A 23,322-nucleotide genomic window follows, 5' to 3' on the forward strand; every position below is an offset into this window, starting at 1 on the left:
GCCCCAGCGCCCGAAGGAGCATGATCTTGCCTAGCGTCTTCTTTTCCTATTGCCACGCAGACGAAGAACTCCGCGACCAGCTCGAGAAGCAGCTCGCAATGCTTAAGCATCAGGGGATTATCGAAACGTGGCACGACCGCAGGATCGTCGCTGGCCAGGAGATCGATAAGACGATTGATGAGCACATCAACTCCGATGACATCATCCTTCTTCTAGTCAGTCCCGACTTCCTTGCCTCTCCTTACTGCTATGACCGAGAAATGAAGCGTGCGCTGGAGCGGCACGAATCGGACGAAGCAACCGTCATCCCTGTCATCTTGCGGGCCTGCGAATGGCATCACGCCCCTTTTGGGAAGCTTATGGCTACCCCAACCGATGGCAAGCCCGTAAAGCAGTGGGCAGACCTGGACGACGCGTTCTTGCAAGTGGCTAAATCCGTTCGCGCTGTGGCGGCTGAGCATGCACGAAAGATGGGCGTAACCAAAGCGGATCTAGTGCCTGCCTCAGCTCCGCTGCGGCTTGCCCGCCCCACTACGCCAACCGAGGCTACCAACCCCGCTCCCGAAGCAACTTTAGGACCGCGTTCCAGCAACCTCCGATTGGCTAAAGCGTTCACGCAGCGGGACAAGGATCACTTCAAAGCGGAGACTTTTGAATACATTGCCAAGCACTTTGAGAATTCGTTGAATGAACTCCAGTTGCGCAATCCAGGCTATGAGGGCACTTTCCGGCGCGTGGACGCAAATCGATTCTTTGCCACCGTCTACGAAGACGGGCATGACGTGGCCCGGGCAACTGTCTATCTGGGCGGGATGCTCGGAGGCATTCACTACATGCAAGGCGAGACGCTTGACAGCAACTCCTACAACGAGGCCCTCACCATTGGTCACGATGACCAAACCTTATTCCTTACTAGCATGGGAATGTCGGCGTTTGGCTCCAATCGCGATCAAAAGCTTACCCAGCAAGGCGCGGCAGAGCTTCTCTGGGAGCAACTGATCGGGCCGCTTCAAAGCTCCAGCAAACATCCCAGGAGGCGCTGACGTGATTACGACAGGCGATTTTCACGTAGCAACGGCAAGTTCCTGCACACCGCTTTCGCTGCTCCTCCCTAGAAATCACTTAGACGAACCCTTGCTCATCGGGACCTCACAAAGCGGGAAGAGCGCATGCCTCATGTTGGGCCGACACCATCAGTATTCCTGGTTTGAATCGGAAGGTGCTGATGCTTGGTTTGGATTAGCGTATCCCTCGGTGCGCATCGAGATGGATGAGACCAGTGTATTCAGCCCCGACTACACGCAAGCCGCCGTGGGCAATCTCATACGGAAGGGGACTTCATTGGCGGTCTGCGCCAAATCGCGCGAGTTTAGGGGCCAGGACTTCGTAATCTTGGAGGACAACCTTCCTTCTACTGGGGAGATTTCCGTCGGGTTCACTCGGTGGCAGGTCGTCCTTGGTCAGGGGCTTGAGAAAAGAGTATTGTTCAAGATTGGATCGTCAGCCGATGCTCAGCTTCCCAAAGCACTTTAGGCACGCAGAACCAATCTCTCCCGGGCGCTACTCGCGCATCTTCCCGCGCTAGCTAATGGCCGATGGGATAGCCCAATACTGACGAGCCACACCCCATGCTATTCGTTGGACCTTTCGGACAGGCCCTCGGGCCAGTCTTGGTCTGACGCGCAAGCCGAAAGGCGGCTTTTGGGTATCTGGTCTGGGCGCGCGTGGCTCAGGTCAGGCACACTGGTTTCACTTAGTGGTAGTGGTGGACCATGACGGTGCCAAGCCTGATGTGCCTGTTTTAGCCCTTTACTCCCTGAGCGGGCTGCCGGTGTTTCTGTTCGACTCACAGCTCACTCAATAGCTGCATTGCAAGCATGGAACCGATTGGACGGATAAGGGCAATGTGCCACTAAAGGATGATTTGCTTGACTTGTGCCAACTCTTTGCTAATAAGGCCCATCTTTCATTGCAAGCCAAAGTGACACATGAAAATCGAAGACTTCTGGACCCAATCTTACCTATCAGCACTTACCCGGGTCAGCCCGGCCGATGCAAAAGCAGAGGCTGACGAATCAGTGCGCATAGCAATCGAACATTGGCAGGAACACCTCTACTCATGGGGTCCATCCGTAGTCCCCCGCTGGCAAGATCAGAGCATTTATCACGTCCCGAAGACCTACCCATCCCAAAGCGCACCTAACGCAGACGTGGCCCGCGACGAGTAGGCAAAGCCTCTTTTGGTTCAATGCGCCCCCTCAACGATCGAAGTTGCTCAAAAGAATCAGCCCCGTGTAGGATTGTGAAGGTAGGAACACCACCGGATAAAGGTGAGATCCCCATCCCTGCCTGAACGAATGAGTTGGAAAACTGTCTCTCGCAGGGATCTCCAAGCGGATCAACTATTTCGACCTTGCCCTCAACAATGCCACTCGATACCTCTACAGGAGAGAGGGTCGAGACGCCAAAGGCGTTGACAAGGTAGTCAGCATCAAGTTCGCCATCGCTGAAAAGCGCCAACTCTCGATTTTGCTCGCTCTGCAAGAAACCAAATGCTTCCGCTGCCGAGTCACCAGTGAATCGCACAACTGGCGGGCCATTCACATCTATCACGATAAACCTTGGGGATGTTTGACGCTCCGGCAAAACAGGCACGCCGTTCTCCCACTCGGTGAAGCAAATGACGATTACCCCCTGCTTAGAGGCCTCTACGCGCGACGACGTTGCTGCGGACATGCCCGCTCCTTAGACATTTGCGAGGCCCCACCCAACTGGGGGCGTTTCGCCACTGATCCTAGCAGGGGCAGCTGCATACTAGCCAGACGATTCATTTACAATGGCGGGACACAACACAGGACACATGTCCGGTTTGCGAACTGTTGCAGGGTCAAGGGGTTAGGTTGGAGTTGATCCGATCCCCCTCTCTCCGCCAGATAAATGAAGAAGCCGCCCACTGGGCGGCTTTTTTATTTGGCTGGCGGGAAGCGCGGCAGATACTACCGAACTGAACAGGCCCTGCCGCCAGGGGCAGGTCCAACGGTCCGCCCGCCGACAGCGCGCGATCCGCTGCGAGTCACCTGCGCCGGAGCAGTCCCCGCACGCAGGCGCCGACGAACGCCAGCCCCAGCAGCATCCACACGACCGTCATTCCCCACAGCGCACCGAACGTGTCCAGGACCGGGTCCAGGCGCGGTTGCGCCGGATCGTACAGCACGCGTACCGGCTGTCCAGGCTCATAGCCGAAGATCATGCCACCCTGCGGGTAAGAGACGCGTTGGCCGGTCGCGGTGGTGAACGCAATCTGCGGATGCGATCCGCCCGCGTTCAGGCGCTCGACCTGGCCATCGACGGCCTGCGCGATCTGCAGGAACTCAAGGCGATGCGTCACTTCGAAGGCGGCCACGGCAAGGATCAACAGCCCCACCGCGCCAAACAGCAGACCGCGCATGACCTGGGCAGTCCGGGAAAGAGAAGGGTCGGGCATCGCTGGGCAGCTCCGTTGCAGGCAGGAAGACGAATGGGGCCGGCGGATCCTGCCGCGCGGTCAGTCCCACGTGTCGAAAGCATAGCCCAGGAGCCGCCGCGCCCCGCTGCATGCCATCGCGGCCGCATGCGCCTCGCCACTGACGCACCCGCCTGGTGCAGGCGCCTGTGTTCCGCACAGTCATTCGAAGTGGGCGAAATCATCCGTGAGAAGATCGACTCCGCTCCATGTACCTTGGAGCACTTCGGCGCCCCTGCGGCCTCGTCGTGCGATACCCCCCTCGAGAAGGACAACGTCTGGACGGTTGAAATGCGCCCGGGCAACGCCAAGGCATTTTCCATGAACCTCCGCCTCTACCGCCCCGCCGATGCCAGCGCCTGCCTGTCGATTTTCGACAGCAACGTGCCCACCTACTTCGCGCCCGAAGAGCGCAGCGACTTTGAGCGCTTCCTGCAAGAACAGGCCATGGACTGTGCATTCCAGGTCATCGAGCGAGATGGCAGCATCGTGGCGTGCGGCGGCCTGTCGCGACGCGGCGACGGCAGTGCCGGTTTCTGCTGGGGCATGGTACAGCGCGCGCTGCACCGGCATGGACTGGGCCGGGAACTGGCGTTGGCACGCCTGCGCCAGGCCGAAGCGGATCCCTCGATCAAGCGCATCACGCTCAGTACCAGCCAGCACACCCAGGGCTTCTATGCTGGCCTGGGCTTCCAGGTGACGCGGATCGTTTCCAATGGCCACGGCGCCGGGATCGATGCTGTGGAGATGGAGCGGAGGGTCTAGCCCTCCGCACCGCCCTGGATCCACGCAGGCGTGGATCCAACGTCGCCCCACTCTCCTCAGAAGCCCACACGCAGGTTGATCTGCCCGCCCACGTCGCGGCGGCCATCGCCGTGCTGGCCCTGCACGAACATCGACAGCTGGCTGTTGCGACCCAGGCCCACCGCCACGCCGAGCTGGCTGACCAGTGCGTTGCGCGCCATCACCGCGCTGTAGACATCGAACGCGTTGCCACCAACGGCGAAGCGGTTGCGGCTGGCCACATCGGTATCACCCGATGCGTGCTGCCAACCCAGGCCAACCGTCAGCTGCGCCGGGAAGCGCTCGCCGCTGCCCACATCCCAGCGTCCACGCACGCCCACGGTGCTGACATTGAGCGTGTCCTTGCCGCCTTCCAGCACCAGCGCGGCCGTTCCGCCCTGCTCCACCGCACGCTCGCTGTCGACCCAGTGCCTGGTGAACTGCACATACGGCTGCAGTTGGGTCTTGCCATGGGTCCAGGTCCAGCTGCCCTCCACCTGCGCGATGGTCACATCCGAATCCTGGCGGCTGTACAGGGTCTGCCCCAGCAGCGGCACCTCACGCGTGGTGCGTGTGCGGTAATCACCGCGCGACACGCTGCCACCCAGCGCAAAGCCGTTGTTCCACTGGCCCTGCGCATACAGGCCGAACGTGTTGCCGCGCAGGCGGGCCCGCGAGCTGCGATCGTAGAGGCGGGTATCCAGCCGCTCGTTGCCTGCGGCCGCACCCAGCACCACATGCTCGCCCAGCTGCCAGTCCACGCCCGCCATCAGTGCATTGCGGTTGGAGCGGATGTCGTCGCCGTTGCCATCGCCATCCTGCTTGAACACCTTGCCGCTGCCGGCCAGCCAGGCCGAGGCACGCTCGCCACGCACGGTCGGCAGCTCGCTGCCCAGACGCTGGCGGATGCCCTCTTCCAGGTAGTTGTCATACAGCAACACCGCACGGCTGGCCGCATGCACCTCACCGGACAACTGGTCGAACGCCGCGCGCGCGGTTCCTGCGTCATACATCAGCACCGTGTTGTACAGGCCCAGTGCCGAACCACTCTGCGGCAGGCTGTCCAGAGCCGCAGCGGTGTTGTACTGGTTGCGCGTCTTCGCCGCCGTGGTGAATGCCGCGGTCTGCGCTACGTCGATCTGCAGGTTGGCCGTGTTGGCGGTATAGACCGGGGTGATGGTCAGGAAGGCCGACGGCGAGGTCGCCGAAGCGAACTGCCCGCTGACGCCACCACCCGCGTTGATCACGGTGTACTGCTGGCCCTGCTGGTAGCTGGTGTTCGGCGAGATGGTATTCACCTTGACGATGCTGCCACCCACGTTGGCGCTGCCGCCCACCTGTACCGTATCGCTGCCGGTGGCACCCAGATCGACGCCCAGCGTGCTGCCCGGCGACAACGTCAGGTTACCGCCCACCGTGATCGTGCCGGTGCCATTGCCCGCACCACTGCCGTTGCCCGGGCCATTGCCCGGCGACAGCACGCCGCCGCTGGACACCGTCACGCCGCCACCCGTGCCACCGATGGTCCCGGTACCGGACAGCGTGGTACCGCTGCCGATGGTCCACTGGCCACCGATGTTGCCGGTGACATTCAGGCCACCGCCGGTGACCTGGCCGGTGCCGCTGAAGCCGCCGCTGTTGCCGCCCAGGTTCAGGCCGCCCGGGCCTGCCTGCACGATGCTGCCACCACCGCTGATGGTGCCGCCCAGCGTGGTGGTGCCGCCGGTGTTGATGACCAGGCCACCGTTGTTGGTGATGTTGCCGGTGATCGAGCCGCTGGCGCCGCCATTGCCGACCTGCACAGTGCCGCCGGCATTGATGGTGGTGCCGCCGGTGTAGGTGTTGTTGCCGGTCAGGGTGACCGTTCCGGTGCCGGCCTGGGTCAGGCCACCACTGCCGCTGATGGTGCCTCCGACGGTGGTGTTGCCGCCCACGTTGAACACCAGGCTGCCGTTGTTGCTGACGTTGCCGGCGATCGCACCGCTGGCGCCGCCGTTGCCAACCTGCAACGTGCCGCCGGTGTTGATGGTGGTGCCACCGGTATAGGTGTTGTTGCCGCCCAGGATCAACGTGCCGCTGCCGGCCTGGGTCAGGCCACCGCTGCCGCTGATGGCGCCGCCGACCGTGGTGTTGCCGCCCACGTTGAACACCAGGCTGCCGTTGTTGGTGACGTTGCCGCCGATCGCGCCGGTGGCACCGCCGTTGCCGACCTGCAGCGTGCCGTCTGCATTGATCGTGGTCGGCCCGGTGTAGGTGTTGTTGCCGGTCACGGTCAGAGTGCCGCTGCCGGCCTGGGTCAGGCCGCCGCTGCCGCTGATGGTGCCACCCAGTGTGGTGTTGCCGGCCACGTTGGACAGCAGCGTGCCGTTGTTGGTGACATCGCCAATGATCGAGCCGGTCGCGCCGCCATTGCCCAGCTGCAGCGTGCCGCCGGCGTTGATGGTGGTACCCCCGGTGTAGGTGTTGGTGCCGGTCAGCACCAGCGACCCACTGCCCGCCTGGGTCAGGCCCCCCGTACCGCTGATGGTGCCGCCCAGCTGCGTGTTGCCGGCCACGTTGGAGATCAACGCGCCATTGTTGGTGATGTCTCCAGCGATGGCGCCGGTTGCCCCGCCGTTGCCGACCTGCAGCGTACCGCCGGTATTGATCGTGGTGCCACCGGTATAGGTGTTGTTGCCGACCAGGGTCAGCACGCCGCTGCCGGCCTGGGTCAGGCCACCGCTGCCGCTGATCGCGCCACCGACGGTGGTGTTGCCGCCCACGTTGAATACCAGGCTGCCGTTGTTGGCAACGTTGCCGGTGATCGCACCGGTCGCACCGCCATTGCCCACCTGCAGGGTGCCACCGGCATTGACGGTGGTGCCGCCGGTATAGGTGTTGTTGCCGGTCAGCACCAGCACGCCGCTGCCGGCCTGGGTCAGGCCGCCACTACCGCTGATGGTGCCACCGAGCGTGGTGTTGCCGGCCACGTTGGACACCAGCGCGCCGTTGTTGGTGATGTCGCCGACGATCGCACCGGTCGCACCACCGTTGCCGATCTGCAGCGTGCCGCCGGCATTGATGGTGGTCCCTCCGGTGTAGGTGTTGTTGCCGGTCAGCACCAGCGTGCCGCTGCCGGCCTGGGTCAGACCGCCATTGCCACTGACCACGGCGCCCACGGTTGCCGTGGTGCCAAGGTTGTAGACCAGGCTGCCGTTGTTGGTGATGTCGCCCAGCACCGAACCGGTGCTGCCACCGCTGCCGATCTGCAGCGTGCTGCCACCGTTGATGGTGGTACCACCGGTGTAGGTGTTGTCGCCGCTCAGGGTCAGCGTTCCGGTACCGCTCTGCACCAGGCCGCCGGTACCACCGAGGACGCCGGCAAACGTGGTGCTGGCGTTGTTGCCGCCGGTGGTCAGCGTTGCGCCGCCCAGCGCCACCGTGCTGCCGGCAACACCGGCTAGGCCGCCGATGCTCTGGTTGCCACCGGCACTGATGTCCAGCGTGCTGGTGCCGGCCAGGTTCACCGTGCTGGCGCCAGACAGGCTGCCGCCCGCACCCACCGCCAGCGTGCCGCTGTTGATGGTCGTGGTGCCGGTGTAGCTGCTGGCGCCGCCGAGGGTAACCGTCGCCGCGCCATCCTTCAGCAGGCCGCCGGCACCGCTGATCGGGCCATTCAAGGTCAACGCGTTGCTGCCGGCCAGGGTCAGCGTACCGCCGGCCAGCTGCACGCTGTTGGCCAGGGTCAGCGCGCTGGTGCCGTCCAGGCTGGCATTGCCGCCCACGGTCAGCGCGCCGGTTCCCAGTGCATTGTTGTTGCCCAGGACGAGGCCGCCGGCGTTGAGTGCCACGCCGCCGCTGAAGGTATTGTTGCCGCTCAGGGTCTGTATGCCTGCGCCGTTCTTCACCAGGCCACCGGTGCCGGTGATGTCACCGGCGAAGACGCTGTTACTCACGCCATTGAGCGTCAGCGTGCTGCCGCCCAGCGCCACTGCCGAACCCGCCACGCCGGCCAGCGAGCCGATGGCCTGCGCGCCCCCCGCACTGATGTCGAAGGCGGTGCCGGCGTTGGCCAGGTTCACCGCACCGGTCGCAGCCAGGCTGCCACCGGCGCCGATCGCCAGCGTGCCTGCGTTGATGGTGGTACCACCGGTGAAGGTATTGGTGCCGGTCAAGGTCTGGGTACCCGATCCTTCCTTGATCAGGCCACCGGAGCCAGCCACCGAGCCACTGAACGTGCCATTGGTGGCGTCTCCGATCGTCAGCGTGTTGGCGCCCAGGTTCACCGTACCGTTGCCGACCAGGGTACCGAACTGCTGCGTGCCGCTGCCCGCCGACAGATCGAAGGTCGCTCCCGAGGCCAGGTTGACGATGCCACTGGCGTGCAGGCTCGCGCCCGCGCCCAGTGCCAACGTACCGGCGTTGATGATGGTGCCGCCGGTGTAGCTATTGGTGCCGTTCAGGGTCAGCGTGGCTGCCCCCTCCTTGGTCAGGCTGCCGGTGCCGCTCAGGCTGCCATTGAGGGTGAGGTTGTTGCTGCCCAGCACGGTCAACGCGTTGTTGAGGACGAAGTTGTTGGCAAGGATGGCCGCAGTATTCGAATCGAGCGTGGCAGCGCCTCCGACCGTCACCGTACCGGTACCCAGCGCAGCATTGTTGCCGACCACCAGGCCACCGGCGTTGAGCGCCACGCCACCGCCGAAGGTGTTGGCGCCATTGAGCGTCTGCACGCCCGCGCCGTTCTTGATCAGGCCACCACTGCCGCCGATCACACCGTTGAAGGTGCTGTCCACCGTGCCGCCCAGGGTCAGCGTGCTGCCGCCCAGCGCCACCGTGCTGCCGGCCACGCCGGCCAGCGAACCGATGGCCTGGTTGCCCGCGGAGATGTCGAGCGTACCGGTGCCGGCCAGGTTCACCGCGCCGGTTGCGGCGAGGCTGCCACCGGCACCGATCGCCAGCGTGCCGCTGTTGATGGTGGTACCACCGGTGTAGGTGTTGGCACCGCTCAGGGTTACCGTGGCCGCACCGTCCTTGATCAACCCGCCTGTACCCGAGATCACACCGCCCAGTGCCAGCGACTGGCTGCCGAGCAGATCAAGATTGGCACCCGCTGCCAGGCTGATGTTGTTGGCCAGGCTGGCACCGGTCGATGCATCCAGCGTTGCGTTGCTTCCGACCGTCAACGCACCGCTGCCGAGCGCAGCGTTGTTGCCGACCACCAGGCCACCGCCGTTGAGTGCAACGCCACCGCTGAACAGATTGGCGCCGCCCAGCGTGAGGATGCCGGCGCCATTCTTGACCAGGCCACCGGTGCCGGAAATCGCGCCATCGAAGAGGCTGTTGCCAACGCCACCGAGTGTCAGCGTCTGTGCCCCCAGGCTCACCGTCGAGCCCGCCACGCCATTCAACGACCCGATGGTCTGGCCGGCCCCTGCGGTGGAGATATCGAAGCCCGTGCCGGCAGCGCCCAGCGTCACAGCGCCGGTGGCGGCCAGGCTGCCGCCCGGACCAATCGCCAGCGTGCCGGCATTGATGAAGGTCCCGCCGGTGTAGGTATTGGCACCGGTCAGCGTCTCGATGCCCGCACCGACCTTGGTCAGGCCACCCGTGCCTGCGATCGAGCCACTGAAGGTGCCATTGGCAGCGCCGCCGACCTCGATCGAGTTGGCACCGAGGTTCACCGTACCGTTGCCGACCAGCGTGCCGAACTGCTGCGTGCCACTGCCGGCCGACAGGTCCAGCGTGGCGCCGGTGGCAAGATTGACGGTACCGCTCGCGGCCAGGCTGGCACCGGCCCCCAGCGCCAGCGTGCCGGCGTTGATGTTGGTGCCACCGGTGTAGGTGTTGGCGCCATTCAACGTCAGCGTCGCGCTGCCATTCTTGGTCAGGCTGCCGGCACCGGAAAGGACGCCGTTTAGCGTCAGTGCGTTGGTCCCGAGCACGGTCAGCCCGGCGTTGAGCGCAATGTTGTTGGCCAGCGTTGCCAGGCCGGTGGTATCCAGCGTGGCAGCACCACCGACGGTCAATGCGCCCGTGCCCAGCGCCGCATCATTGCCGAGCACCAGTCCGCCTGCATTGAGGGTCACGCCGCCACCGAAGGTATTGGCGCCGGACAAGGTCTGTACGCCCGCGCCCACCTTGACCAGGCCACCACCGCCGCTGATCACGCCATCGAACGCGGCGTTGCCGGCGGTACCGAAGGTCAACGAATTGCCGCCCAGCGTCAGCGTGCTGCCGCCCGCGCCGTTGAGCGCGCCGATGGTCTGGTTGCCGCCGGCACCGGAGATATCGAAGCCTGCGCCTGCGCCCAACGTGACATCACCGACTGCGGCGAGACTGCCACCCGTGCCCAACGCCAGCGTGCCGGCGTTGATGGTGGTACCGCCGGTGTAGGTGTTGGCACCGGACAGCGTCAACGTGGTGCCGCCATTCTTGATCAGGCTGCCATTGCCGCCTACCACGCCCGACAGCGTCAGCGCATTGCTGCCGGGCAGCGTGAGTGCGACGCCCGAGCCCAGCGTGACCGCATTGCCGAGCGTCACTGCAGTGCCCGCATCCAGCGTGGTGCTGGCATTGACCGCCAGCGCACCGGTACCGAGCGCACCATTCGCGCCGACCACCAGGCCACCACCGTTCAAGGTCAGGCCGCCACCGAAGGTGTTGGTGTTGTTGAGGGTCAGCAGGCCCGCACCATTCTTGACCAGGCTGCCGTTGCCGCTCAGCACGCCTCCGAATGCAACGTCACTGGTTCCGCCCAGGGTGAGCTGGGTGCCGGCACCGAAGTTCACCGCGTTGGCCAGATTCAATGCCACCGTGCTGTCCAGCGTGGTGGTGCCGCCAATACCCAGCGCACCGGTACCAAGCGCACCTGCATCGCCCAGTACCAACCCGCCCGCGTTGAGCGCAAGGCCACCACTGAACGTGTTTGCACCGGACAGCGTCTGCACGCCCGTGCCGGTTTTGACCAGGCCACCGGTACCACCGATCACACCGGCAAAGCTGCCATTGCTGGCACCGCCAAAGGTCAGCGACTGCGCGCCCAGCGCCAGCTGGCTGCCCGCCACGCCATTCAACGCGCCGATGGTCTGTGCCGCACCGGCTGCGGAGATGTCCAGTGTCGCGCCCGCAACGGCAAGATTCACCGCACCGGCTGCGGCGAGACTGCCGCCTGCGCCCAGCGCCAGCGTGCCGGCGTTGATGGTGGTGCCTCCGTTGTAGGTATTGGCGCCCGACAACGTCAACCGCGCCGTGCCGTCCTTGATCAGCCCACCGGCACCGAATACCGGACCGGCCAGCGTCAGGTCATTGTTGCCCAGCACGGAAAGGTTGGCACCGGCAGCGAGACCGATGGTGTTGCCCAGCGCCAGCGCCGTTGTGGCCTCCAGCGAAGCGTTGCCGCCCACGTCCAGCTGGCCGGTACCCAGCGCCTGCGCATTGCCCAGCTGCAGCAGGCCCGCGTTGAGGCCGACGCCCCCGCTGAACGTATTGGCGCCGTTCAACGCCAGCGTCGCCGTACCGTTCTTGACCAGGCTGCCAGTACCACTGATGAGACCGCCCAGCGACACGTTCTGGCTGCCCAGCAGATCCAGCGCCGCGCCTGCCCCAAGGTTGAGGTCGTTGGCGAGGTTCAGCGCTACTGAACTGTCCAGCGTGGCATTGGCGCCCACCGACAGTGCACCGGTGCCCAGTGCGCCGGCGTTCCCCAGGAACACGCCGCCGCCGTTGACGGTCAGCCCACCACCGAAGCTGTTGGCGCCGTTGAGGGTCAACGTGGTGGCACCATTCTTGACCAGCCTGCCGGCACCGGACACCACGCCACCCAGCGTGATCGCCTGCGAGCCCGGCAGCGACAGCGCGGCACCCGCGCCCAGGGACACATTGTTGGCCAGGTTCAGCGGGGCGCCGCCATCGAGCGAGACGCTGCCGCCAATGCCCAATACTCCCGTACCGAGTGCGCCACTGTTGCCCAGCAGCAGACTGCCGGCGTTTGCGCTCAGTCCACCGCTGAAGGTGTTGGTACCGTTCAAGGTCAGTGTCGACGCGCCATTCTTGACCAGGCTGCCGGTGCCGGTGATGTTGCCGGCCAGGGCCAGGTTCTGGCTGCCCGGCAGGGTCAACGCCGCGCCGAGGTTGATCGCATTGCCCAGGTTCAGTGCAGCAGTGGCGTCCAGCGAACCGTTGCCACTGACGGTCAGCGCACCGCTTCCCAGCGCACCGGCGTTGCCCAGCACCAGGCCACCGGCGGCAAGATTCACCCCACCGCTGAAGGTGCTGGCGCTGGTCAGCGTCTGCACGCCGGTGCCCTGCTTGATCAGGCCACCGGTGCCGCCGATGACGCCGGCGAAGGTCTGGTTGGTGGCATCACCAAAGGTCAGCGTGCTGCTGCCCAGCGACAGAGTGCTGCCAGCCACGCCGGACAACGCACCGATGGTCTGGTTGCCACCCAGCGAGATATCCAGTGCGCTGCCAGCGCCGGCCAGGCTGACCGCGCCGGTCGCCGCCAGGCTGCCACCACTGGCCAATGACACCGTTCCGGCATTCACCGCCAGCCCACCGGTGAATGTGTTCGCGCCGCCCAGCGTCAGCGTGGAGGCGCCGTTCTTGACCAAGCTGCCGCTCCCGCCGATGACACCGCCCAGCGTCAGCGCATTCGAGCCCAGCACATCGAGCGAACCACCGGCGCCAAGCGTGATGCCATTGCCCACGGTGAGGCCGGCGCTGGCGTCGAGCGATACCGCACCGCCGACGTTCAGCGCCCCGGTTCCCAGTGCACCGCCGTTGCCCAGCACCAGGCTGCCGGCATTGAACACCACGCCGCCGTCGAAGGTATTGGCGCCATTGAGCGTCAGCGACGACGCACCGCTCTTGACCAGGCCACCGCCGCCACCGATCACGCCGTTGAACGTGAGCGCCTGTCCGCCAAGCAGATTCAGGCTGGCGCCCGACCCGAGGTTGACCGCGTTGGCCAGTGCAAGCGCCCCCGTGGTTCCATCGAGCGTCACGTTGCCGCCGACACTGAGCGCACCGCTGCCCAGCGCAGCAGCATTGCCCAGCAGCAGGCCACCGGCGTTGAGTGCCACGCCGCCACTGAGGTTGTTCACGCCCGACAAGGTCTGCACGCCAGTGCCCAGCTTGATCAGGCCACCCGTGCCTGCGGCGAACGTACCGCTGTAGCTGGTATCGCCCAGCCCGGCGAGGGTGAGCGTGTGGCTGCCCAGGTTGACCGAGCCGCCGAGGCCCGCAAGCGAACCGATGGTCTGGTTGGCGGCCGCCGACAGGTCCAGGGTGGTACCGACGCCGACCGTGATCGCACCGGTGGGCGACAGACTGCCGCCCGCGCCCAGCGCCAACGCGCCTCCGGCCAGGTTGAAACTGCCGGTCAGCGCATTGGCGCCGTTCAGGGTGAGAGTTCCGGCGCCGTTCTTGGTCAGGTCGCCGGCACCGGAGATCGAACCGTTCAATGACAACGCATTGCTGCCCAGCAGGTTCAGCGAGCCCCCGCCATTGATCACCAGATTGTTGCCCAGGGTGAAGCCCGACGTCGTATCCAGTGAAGCGCTGCCACCCACGGTCAGGTTGCCGCTGCCCAGCGCGCCCGCATTGCCCAGCAGCAGGCCGCCGGCGTTGAGGTTGACGCCGCCGGAGAACAGGTTTGCGCCGCCGAGCGTGACGATGCCGGTGTTGTTGACCGTCAGCCCCCCAGTACCGGACAGCACGCCACCCAGGCTGAACGCATTGGTCCCCGCCAGTGACAGATTGCCACCAAGGCTGAAAGCGTTGGCCAGATTCAGACCGGCCGTGGAGGCGGCGATGGCACCGCCGTTGGCGGTGAACAGCCCTGTGCCGAAGGAACCGGCATTATTGAAATTGACCAGGCCATCATTGAGCGTGGTCGTGCCTGCACCAGCCCACGCACCCTGCAGGTTCCAGGTACCGCTGTTGACGGTGAGCCTCTGGAAGTTGATGTACTGGTTCCAGCCCAGCGTGGTCACCGCCCCACCGGTACCGCTGCCCGGGCCGGTGGCGCTGTTCTGCAGCACCAGGCTGTTGTTGGACGCCGAACCACCGTCGACGATGCCGGCCGCGGCCAGATTCACCGCAAGCGCGCCGACCTGCCCGGCCACGCCGATACCGGCGGTATTGACGCTGGAACCAGACACGGCGGTGAAGGTGTTGCCGGAGACCGAACTGCCCAGGTTCACACTGCCGTTGATGGTTCCTGCGTTGAGGAAGGTATTGCCGGCTCCCGCCGTGGCCGAACCCTGGAACCCTATGCGGCCGGTAATGGTGCCGGTGTTGTCGAGAGTGGTCTGCGCACCACCGTAACTGACGATCGATGCCGCATCGGCCGTGGTCAACAGGCCTGCACCAAAGATCGACATGTCCACATTACCGGCATTGACGATGTTGCTGACACCGCCGGAAGCGTTCTGCACCACCAGCGCCTGTCCGCCGAAACCGAGGATGGAGCCGATGTTGACCAGGCCTTTGATCGCCCCGCCTGCCTGATTGTTGACGCTGATGGTGTTTCCACCGACGGTATTGTTGCCCAGCACCATGCCCGACGCTGCCAGGCTCAGGCCACCGTTGATGGTGGGATCGACCGTGCCCTGGTTGTTCACGGTTATGCCGTTACCACTCAAATTCACTGCACTTCCGCCAACGATCGGCGGCACGCTGAGCTCGGCTCCGGTCTGGATATTCAGCGTCACGCCGTTGATGCTGTTGGTCAGCGAATTGGTATTGGAGCCGGTGGCGCAGGTCACCGTCGTACCTGCGGTAGTGCAGGCCGCAAACGCCGACCCGCTGGCCAGTGTTGCGGCCAAAGCCACCGCCAGCTGGTGCGCCCGCAATCGCGGCACCCGCCCTGCGCTGACCGCGCTTCCGCCGGGATTCCGGGCGACCTCCGAAGCAACCTGCATTACCCCAAGGGCACGATTGAAAACCAGACGGTAAATGCGGTTCATCGGTAAATCTCCATGAAAAGACCGGATGGCACAGCTGGCAGGTTTTTTTGGAGACAATGCGGCCCACCCCGGCTCCCGATACGGAAACAAGGTTTGAAGGCATTAACTCCTGAAAATCTTCACATCTTCACGCTGTCGCACCCGGTGACAGGTACGACAGCGTGTCCCTCAAGGCGAAAACTCCCCGGTTTCGCCCGACGAATGGCGGCACTGTGCGACCGTCGGTGCCAGCGGCATGTGAATCACGCTCGTTATTTTCATGACGTACGTCAAATAAAACGGGCGGACAAAATGGTCTTGCCGAAAATGCATATACCTGCTGGAAGCGGAGATTCCTTTCCCCGCCATAAGTAAATCATTCAGCTGCTCGAGAGTTTCATCAGCACAGGCCGGAAACGATCAGCACCGCTGCACCGATCCGCATCGGGCTGACCTGCTCGCCGAGGAACACGATGCCAACCACGAACGCACCGACCGCGCCGATGCCGGTCCAGATCGTATAGGCGGTGCCCAGCGGCAGGCTGCGCATGGCTACCGCCAGCAACCAGAAGCTGGCGATCATGCCGACGATCGTGACCACGGTGGGGGTGAGCTTGGTGAAGCCTTCGGACTGCTTCATGGACACGGCCCAGACGATTTCCAGCAGGCCGGCGAACAACAGATAGATCCAGGCCATGACGGCCCTCCTCTTGGTAGGGCCAGGCCGTCCTGGTCTTTGATTCCCGATGTGGGGGAGGCCGTTCCTCCTGGCCGGCATTCTAGCAACGGCGGGTGGCCCGGGCCGCCATGGGCGGGAACGGGTTACAGCGGATTCAGCGCGTGAAGCTGGCGTCGATGCGCCTGCCTGCGCTAGACTACGCCTCTGCCATCGGCCAGCCGATGCGCAGTCCGGCTGTGGTCTCTGGCGCATCGCGCGCTGCTTCCCCTGGTCCGTGAACTGGCTGCCCTCCGGGCGGCCGACGTCTCTATGGTGGCCCCGTCGGCCCCTCGCGACGCTAGGTCGAAAACCCCGCCAGGGCCGGAAGGCAGCAACGGTATCGATCGACGCGGGCGCCGAGGTCAGCCGGCGGGGCCATCGCCTTTTCCGGCGACGCCCCGCCCCTGGCAGGTGCCACCCCTGGTTGGCGCCCTTCGCCGGACATGGCCCGATCCTACCGTGCCTCGGGCGTGCCCTGGTGGAACAGCATGCGCCATCCATCCCCGTGCCGGCGCCACAGCGAGCTGCGCAGCACCCAGCCTTGCGGCTGGCCGTCGAGGTAATGGCGGCTGCGATAACGCACCTGGGCCAGACCGTCGGCCAGCAACCACACCGCGTACTGTTCCGATTCGATCAGCACCTGCGCGCGCTCCAACGGGATCTCCTGCAAGGCTGCATCACGGCCGTAGCATTGCCCGGAACTGCCGATCTCGCTGAAATCCTCGTCCAGCAATGCGTCAAGGCGCTCAGGATCGGCCCGCACCGCAGGCGCATGCAGCGCGCGCTCCAGCACCTCCAATCCGGCGGCCAGCGCCGCGTCGGCGGGCTGGCCGGCACCGCTCACGGCGGATCCTGCGCCAGCACGTGCGGTGCAGTCGGGGTTGCCAGCGGCACGCACTGCCCCGGCTGCGCCACGCGGTGGCCGCGCGCGGCCAGCGCCACACCATCAGCCACGCTGGCGTAGTGGTAGAGCATCATCCGCGCCTGCAGTTCCGCGCTGTACTCGCGCTCCAGGTCGTCCACACCGGTATGCGACGGATTACCGTGCAGGCCGCAGTCGTGGGCGATCAGTTCGTTGTCATTGGCGAAGCGGGCCAGCATCTCCGGAATCGGCCGGGTATCACCACTCCAGGTCAGCGCGCCCTGCAGGCGCAGGCCGTACGCCGTCTCCGGCCAGTGGTGGCGTACCGGGAATACTTCCAGGCGCACGCCCTCGTGCCAGAACGCCTCGCCCACCACGATCAACTGGAACGCATCCCAGAAGTTGGCACCGCCCTCGGCCAGCACGTTCGGGTAGTCGCCGATGCGCTTGTGCAGCAGCGGCACCACGGTGGCAGGCACATACAGGCGCACCTTGCCGCGGCGCTGCGTGCTGAAGAAGGTATCGACGAACAGCCGCTCGAAACCGGCCACGTGATCCAGATGCACATGGGTGACGAACAGTGCCTGCGGCATGTGCCCGTAGTGCGCCTTGAACGCGGTCAGGCCTTCGCCGCCGCAGTCGATCGTCAGCCATGGCCGCCCGTCCCGCTCGATCACCGACATCGGCGACCCCAGCTCGACCGCCGACGCGTTGCCGACGCCGAGGAAACGCAACGACCAGCCCATCAGGTGCCCCGGTTCCAGGCCATGTCATAGGCGCGCCTCAGCCGCGCGTAGTCCTTCTGCACGTCCTCCACGCTGCGCTCGCCGCGCAGCTTGATCAGCGAGCGCAGCAGGCGCTTGAGGTTGCGTTCGCGCCAGGCGGTGGCCGGAATGCGGATCACCCCGCGGTCGAAGTCGATCAGCCAGCCATGGCCGTTGCCATCGAACAGGATGTTGTGCGCGTTGAGGTCGGCATGGTCCAGGCCGGCACGGTGGAAGCGGGCGATCAGCCGCCCGGTCTCTTCCCAGGGCGCGCCCCGTCCGGCGACCAGCGCACGGTCGGCCAGCGAGCGCACGCCCTCGATCCGCTCCATCAGGATTGCCGCCCGGTAGCGCAGGCCTTCGCGCATGTAGTACGCGGCGATCGGCCGGGGCACCGGCAGCTTCTTCTCGCGCAGGGCGCGCATCAGGCGGAATTCGGCAAAGCTCCGGGTCCGGTCCGAGCCGCGCCAGAGGTACTGGTCATGGCTGATCTTCGCTGCCAGGCCGCCGCGCAGGTAGTGGCGCAGCACGCTGGCGCCGAACGGCGCATCGATGAACCAGGCGCTGCCGCGGCCGCCCTCGCCGACCGGCCGGGCCTTGCTTCCCCAGTGCTGGGGCGAGAACAGGCCAACCTCGGCTTGCCGCAGCCGCTCGCGGTCGAACAGAATGGCCCCGATGCCGCGACCCTCGCGGCATGGCGTCAGCGCTTCATTGGCGTCGAATGCGACCATTTCATTGAGTCTAACAACACATGGCATCAGCGTCCTCCTCCTTGTGCCTCCTGCGCCTGTCCGCACTCGGCGATGTCACCCACGTGGTGCCCCTGGTGCGCACCCTGCAGGCTGCGCGTCCGGACACGCCGATCCACTGGATCATCGACAAGGTCGGCCACAAACTGCTCGATGGCCTGCCCGGCGTCACCTTCCACGCCTACGACAAGAAGAGCGGCATGGCAGGGGTCAAGGAGCTGCGCAAACAGCTGCCACCGGGGCGTTTTGAAGCGCTGCTGCAGATGCAGGTGGCGTTCCGCGCCAACCTGCTGTCGGCGTTCATTCCCGCCGAGCGCCGCATCGGCTACGACCGCAGCCGTTCCAAGGACCTGCACGGGCTCTTCATCAACGAGCGCATTCCCGACCGCCCCGGCATCCATGTGCTGGATGCCATCGGCAGCTTCTGCGAGCCGCTGGGCCTGCGCCAGACCGAGGTCAGCTGGGACCTGGCCGTGCCACAGTCCGCATATGACTGGGCCGCTGCGCAATGGCAGGACGATGGGCGCCCGGTGCTGATGATCTCGCCCTGTTCCAGCCACGTGCGCCGCAACTGGTATGCAGACCGCTATGCAGCCGTGGCCAACCACGCCGCGCAGCGTGGTTGGCAGGTGGTGCTGTGCGGTGGCCGCAGCGAACTGGAGCGCAGCATGGCCGATGCCATCCAGGCACAACTGCTCACGCCGGCGCTGGACCTGGTCGGGAAGGACACCTTGAAGCAGCTGCCTGCCCTGCTTGCCCGCGCCAACCTGGTGATGACTCCGGACTCGGGCCCGATGCACATCGCCAACGCGATGGGCGCCAAGGTGCTGGGCCTGCATGCGGCCAGCAACCCGAACCGCAGCGGACCGTACTCGGACCGCCGCTACTGCGTGGACCGCTACGACGACGCTGCACGCAAGTACCTGGCCAAGCAGGCCGCCGATCTGAAATGGGGCACCAAGATCGAGTTCGACGATGTGATGGAACTGATCACTGTCGAAGACGGCATCGCGGCTTTCGAGCGTTACGTGGCCGATCATCTGGGGTGATGGGCCGGCCGGGCGTTGGCCTGCGCCCTGCGGTTTCATCCACGCGTGACGTGGCCCCCCCCCCCCTTTTGGCCGCCGGGATTACGCGCGCTGCGCGTAATCCTGGTAGGACTTCTCTTCCACGTACGCCGAGCCCAGCGCCAGGTTGATCGCCTTCTTGATGCGCGCACGCTCGTCGTTGCGCAGGTAGACGCTGCGCGCCAGGTCGACGAAGCCCTGGTCGAACGCCTGCGCCTTTTCCTTCAGGCGGATGTCGTCCTCGATGTCCCACAGCTGCTCGTTGACCGCCTTCAGCTCGGCACGCAGCTTGGCGATGTCCTTCACCGCCGCCGGGTGCGCCATCCAGGTCTGCTCCAGCGCCGACAGCTCCCTGCGCACGTTGGCCAGCTTGCCCTCGTCGCTGATGCGCTCGGACTTGATCTGCAGGATCGAGATCTTGTCCAGCAGCTCGCCGAAGGACACGGGGACAAGGATTTCAGCGCTCATGGGGGAAGGCTCCAGCAGGTGATGCATACATGGTAACCCGCGCGGCGCAAACGCTGCGCCCCGGCGCCTGCATGGTCAGCCGAGCGCGATGACTGGGGGAGAACCCCCCGCAGCTGCGTTAGCGGTCTGGAGAGGCGGCCTGTCGCCCTCCTCGCCCGGCCAGTCCAACGACCGAGCGCGCGCGACCCGCCCTGCCCAGGCTGCAACGTGTTGAAACCACGCCGCATCAGCGTGTTCATGCAGCGAAAAAGGGGCGGCAACCGCACTTCACTCCTTTCCGTGGAACTCCGCATGCATCGATATCCCGCCCTCCCCACCCGTCGCGCCACCGTCCTCGGCAGTGCCCTTGTTGCAGCACTTCTCGGCATCGCTGCCTCGCCGCAGGCCCATGCCAGCGCGTTCCACGTGAATGGAGACACGCTCTACTACACCGGCAACGTACTGGCGACCGATCCGCAGACGCTGGAGGCCTACATCCTCGCCGCGCAGGCCCGGGGTACGCCGCTGCGCCAGGTGGTGTTCCGCAACTCGCCGGGCGGGGCCGCCTCCGGTGGCGTGGGCATGGGTGCCATCATCCGCCAGCACGGGCTGGATACCGTACTGGACGGCGGCTGCTACTCGGCCTGCGCCGACGCCTTCGTTGCCGGCGTGAAGCGCAAGGTCACGCAGTTCGGCCTGCTGCCGGCGCACGGCAACTACACGGAGACGGTGCTGGGCATCCATGGCGAATCCGGCCCGAACGGTCCTACCCCCTACCCGGGGCAGGACAAGTACATCAAGTACTACCGGGACATGTTCGGCCCGACCGACTTCGCGGTCATCGAAGCGCGCATCGTCCAGGCGCACTATGAACTGACCCAGCAGTCGGGCTTCCTGCGCTACTTCGACCCGAACGTGGCGGCCGTGGCCACGCGCTTCTGCCCGACCCGCGACCAGAGCGCGGCAGGCAACTGCACCGCGTATCCCGGTGTGACCTTCTACAGTGATCGCGTCGTCACCGAAGCCGGTTACGTCCAGACCGGCGACGTGCTTTCCGTCGACAAAGACGTGAGCGGAGACCTCAATCCGAACCTGGCCGTGCGCGGGCGCTACACCAATGCGCTGGCCAACCTGCGCTACTTCCAGCAGTCGGCCCCGGACATCCGGCTGGACGACGCCTTCGGTGTGATCCGTATCGGCAAGGGCGGGGTCTGGTCGCTGGATACCGCTTCCGCCGCCCAGTATGTGGTCGCCGATGGCGGCACCCTGCGCCTGCAGCAGAATGGCTGGATCCACCACGCCGAAGCCATCGGCGCCCGCAATGGCGGGCGCATCGAACTGCAGCAGGGCGCACTGCGCAGCCTGACCGTGATCGAACGCGGCGGCGTGCTGACCGGGCACGGTTCATTGAATGCCACGATCGACATCAACGAGGGCGGAACGCTCGCGCCGTCCGGCATCGTCATGCGCCCCTACTCGCTGGAAGCACTCGCACCGGGTGGCGACGACGTGTTCACCAGCGAGCGCTTCCGGATCGGCAAGGGTCGCTACATCAACCTCAATGACGGTGCGAACCTGGCCTTCGAGGTCGACAGCCAGCGCACTGCACCGGCACTGACGCTGGAAGAAGCCCGCTACTTCCTGGTCGATGAGGACCGGCAGACGGGGGACTACAACCTGTTCGGCAACATCAACCGCGCCGTGCTGAGCATTGCCCCCGCCGCCAGGCTGACGCTGGACGTCAAGCAGGCGTTCTTCCCGGCCGGGCAGCAGAACCACCTGGTGGGAACCCAGGTGGATGCCAGCGCCCTGCAGCTGCCCATCGCCCCCTGCAGCGCGTCGAACGGTGAGTACGCTGGCCTGTGGTGCCGCACCGCTACGCCCGATACCCTGACCCGCGCAGCGCCGGTGTCGGACTTCATCGAAGGGCGCTTCCAGTACGTCGAGCGCAGTGGCGAGGCCGGCAGCGCGGTGGACCTCACCGCTCCCGGCGCTGTATTCCGCCCTCGCCACAATTCACTGCTCAGCTTCACCGTCAATCAGACCGGCAGTGGCCTGTGGCTGACCGCCAATCCCTCCTTCGACGACACACGCTTGTTCGGCAATGCCCCGTCCGGCGACGGCCTGGGCATCGCACTGCAACAGGCGGCTGCACAGCGCACTTCCTCGATGAGCGGACTGCTGGGCGCCCTGCAGTTCGCTGACCGCGATGACATCGCGCGCCAGGCGGGAGCACTGCGTGGCGACGGGCATGCCAGCCTGCGCCTGGCCGATTCCGCACTGGTCGGCAGCATCGGCAACGTCGTGCAGCAGCACCAGGCAGCATCGCGCAGCGGTGGCGATGCGGACGGCCTGGCAGCACAGGCCGCGCAGACCGCCTCGGCGCAATCGGCAACGACCGGCAGTCGCCTGTTCAACCAGCTGGCGATGCACCTGGTTGCACCGGCAGATGCAGGCAGTGATGCGGGCGACGCCGGACACAACCGCAGCTTCTGGGCGCGCGGGTTCGGCAGCCATGGCCGTATCGAGGGTGGTGCGGGCGTCGCCGGCCTGAACCACACCATCGGCGGCATCGCGCTTGGTGCCGATACCCATCTGGCAGACGACCGCGTGACACTGGGCGTGAGCCTTGCCGCGGCCGACATGTCGACCCGGTCCAGCGAAGGTGCAGGATTCAGCGGCGATGTCCGCGCGCTGGATATCGGCGGCTACGTGGACGCGCTCTATTCGCGTGGCTACCTGTCTGCCGCCGTCCGCTACACCGATCTTCGCCACGACACCCGTCGCAGCATCGAGGGGATCGAGGGCCTGCAGGCACCGCTGCGCGCGAAGTACAGCAACGACGCGATCTCTGCGCGCGTGGAGCATGCGTTCTCGTTCACCACCGGCAACGGCCTGGTGATACAGCCGCTGCTGCCGGTGATCGACTACATGCGCACCTCGGCCACGCACTTCAACGAAGGCCAGGACGCAGCCGCACTCATCGGCCGCAGTGGCAGCCTGGAAAGCATCCGCGTAGGCGCCGGCCTGCAGTTGTTCAAGACCTTCGACGGCAACAACGGCGAGCGCATCACCCCGCGGGCCCGCGTGGTCTGGCAGAAGGAGCTGGGCGATACCCAGGCCCGCTACAGCAACGGCTTCGCCGCCGCCCCGGACCTGCTGTTCAGTGCCAGCAGCCAGCCCGTCGGTGAGCAGGTCCTGGCCTGGAACCTGGGCGTGACCAGCCGTGCCAGCAAGCGCCTGTCGGTGATGGTTGATTACGTGGGCGAGCGGCGCGACGGCCAGACCCAGAACGGCATACAGCTGGGGCTGGGCTACACGTTCTGAGCACACGCCATTCGCACAGGGCATCGGTCCCCACCCTGTGCGAATGGCCTTGCCTTCCACGCCGTGCGTGGATGCACCCAGCGGGCAACGAGCGGCGCAACGTCTCGGGCGACGCGCGAAACGCGCGTCGCGTCCCGCGCCAGATAAAAGAAAAGGGCTGCCTTTTGGCAGCCCTCTT

13 protein-coding genes and 1 other RNA gene are annotated in these 23,322 nt (G+C 65.6%); 6 read left to right on the forward strand and 8 right to left on the reverse strand.

The window, feature by feature from the left end; translation table 11 throughout:
- Positions 1-20: 20 nt before the first annotated feature.
- Both AC5P9N_RS14420 and AC5P9N_RS14425 read left to right on the forward strand, forming a co-directional pair.
- The gene (locus tag AC5P9N_RS14420; protein ID WP_099524403.1) at positions 21-1,043 is read left to right on the forward strand and encodes a toll/interleukin-1 receptor domain-containing protein; all 1,023 of its coding nucleotides are present in this window, start codon (positions 21-23) and stop codon (positions 1,041-1,043) included.
- A gap of 1 nt (position 1,044) precedes the next feature.
- The gene (locus AC5P9N_RS14425; protein ID WP_487250915.1) at positions 1,045-1,533 is read left to right on the forward strand and encodes a hypothetical protein; all 489 of its coding nucleotides are present in this window, start codon (positions 1,045-1,047) and stop codon (positions 1,531-1,533) included.
- Positions 1,534-2,199: 666 nt separating this feature from the next.
- On the opposite strand, the gene AC5P9N_RS14430 is transcribed toward AC5P9N_RS14425, so the two are convergent.
- Positions 2,200-2,736: a hypothetical protein gene (locus AC5P9N_RS14430; protein ID WP_125894637.1), complete on the reverse strand. Its 537-nt coding sequence runs from the start codon at positions 2,734-2,736 to the stop codon at positions 2,200-2,202.
- Positions 2,737-3,073: 337 nt separating this feature from the next.
- On the reverse strand, positions 3,074-3,484 hold the full coding sequence (locus AC5P9N_RS14435; protein ID WP_239498936.1) for a DUF3592 domain-containing protein: 411 nt from the start codon (positions 3,482-3,484) through the stop codon (positions 3,074-3,076).
- Positions 3,485-3,823: 339 nt separating this feature from the next.
- On the opposite strand from AC5P9N_RS14435, the gene AC5P9N_RS14440 reads away from it, so the two are divergent.
- Positions 3,824-4,267, forward strand: coding sequence for a GNAT family N-acetyltransferase (locus AC5P9N_RS14440; RefSeq protein ID WP_033835198.1), 444 nt, complete (start codon positions 3,824-3,826; stop codon positions 4,265-4,267).
- A 56-nt stretch (positions 4,268-4,323) separates the two neighbouring features.
- On the opposite strand, the gene AC5P9N_RS14445 is transcribed toward AC5P9N_RS14440, so the two are convergent.
- Both AC5P9N_RS14445 and AC5P9N_RS14450 read right to left on the reverse strand, forming a co-directional pair.
- The gene (locus AC5P9N_RS14445; RefSeq protein ID WP_099484874.1) at positions 4,324-15,231 is read right to left on the reverse strand and encodes an autotransporter-associated beta strand repeat-containing protein; all 10,908 of its coding nucleotides are present in this window, start codon (positions 15,229-15,231) and stop codon (positions 4,324-4,326) included.
- Between the two features lie 379 nt (positions 15,232-15,610).
- On the reverse strand, positions 15,611-15,907 hold the full coding sequence (locus tag AC5P9N_RS14450; RefSeq protein WP_204325314.1) for a DMT family transporter: 297 nt from the start codon (positions 15,905-15,907) through the stop codon (positions 15,611-15,613).
- Between the two features lie 300 nt (positions 15,908-16,207).
- Between AC5P9N_RS14450 and ffs the strand changes: the two genes are divergently transcribed.
- Positions 16,208-16,304: signal recognition particle sRNA small type (ffs, locus tag AC5P9N_RS14455), an RNA gene on the forward strand.
- Between the two features lie 78 nt (positions 16,305-16,382).
- Here the strand turns inward: ffs and AC5P9N_RS14460 are convergent.
- Genes AC5P9N_RS14460 through AC5P9N_RS14470 form a run of 3 tightly spaced genes read right to left on the reverse strand, consistent with a single transcriptional unit; the run spans position 16,383 to position 18,285 of the window.
- Complete coding sequence (locus AC5P9N_RS14460) at positions 16,383-16,772, reverse strand: nuclear transport factor 2 family protein (RefSeq protein WP_049459828.1); 390 nt, start codon at positions 16,770-16,772, stop codon at positions 16,383-16,385.
- Positions 16,769-17,536, reverse strand: a complete 768-nt coding sequence (locus AC5P9N_RS14465) for an MBL fold metallo-hydrolase (RefSeq protein ID WP_005408284.1) — start codon at positions 17,534-17,536, stop codon at positions 16,769-16,771. The genes AC5P9N_RS14460 and AC5P9N_RS14465 overlap by 4 nt, the downstream gene beginning before the upstream one ends.
- Positions 17,536-18,285: a 3-deoxy-D-manno-octulosonic acid kinase gene (locus tag AC5P9N_RS14470; protein WP_012479275.1), complete on the reverse strand. Its 750-nt coding sequence runs from the start codon at positions 18,283-18,285 to the stop codon at positions 17,536-17,538. Before AC5P9N_RS14470 ends, AC5P9N_RS14465 begins: the two co-directional genes overlap by 1 nt.
- 20 nt (positions 18,286-18,305) lie before the next feature.
- Here AC5P9N_RS14470 and AC5P9N_RS14475 point away from each other — a divergent pair, with 20 nt between their 5' ends.
- Positions 18,306-19,352 (forward strand): glycosyltransferase family 9 protein, encoded by a 1,047-nt coding sequence (locus AC5P9N_RS14475; RefSeq protein ID WP_099484873.1) that lies wholly within the window; start codon positions 18,306-18,308, stop codon positions 19,350-19,352.
- An 81-nt stretch (positions 19,353-19,433) separates the two neighbouring features.
- On the opposite strand, the gene AC5P9N_RS14480 is transcribed toward AC5P9N_RS14475, so the two are convergent.
- Positions 19,434-19,838, reverse strand: coding sequence for a DUF6165 family protein (locus AC5P9N_RS14480; RefSeq protein ID WP_005408281.1), 405 nt, complete (start codon positions 19,836-19,838; stop codon positions 19,434-19,436).
- A gap of 291 nt (positions 19,839-20,129) precedes the next feature.
- On the opposite strand from AC5P9N_RS14480, the gene AC5P9N_RS14485 reads away from it, so the two are divergent.
- The gene (locus AC5P9N_RS14485; protein WP_164212584.1) at positions 20,130-23,144 is read left to right on the forward strand and encodes an autotransporter outer membrane beta-barrel domain-containing protein; all 3,015 of its coding nucleotides are present in this window, start codon (positions 20,130-20,132) and stop codon (positions 23,142-23,144) included.
- Positions 23,145-23,322: the final 178 nt, after the last annotated feature.

This window comes from Stenotrophomonas sp. YJH_SMC_6 (assembly GCF_059371335.1).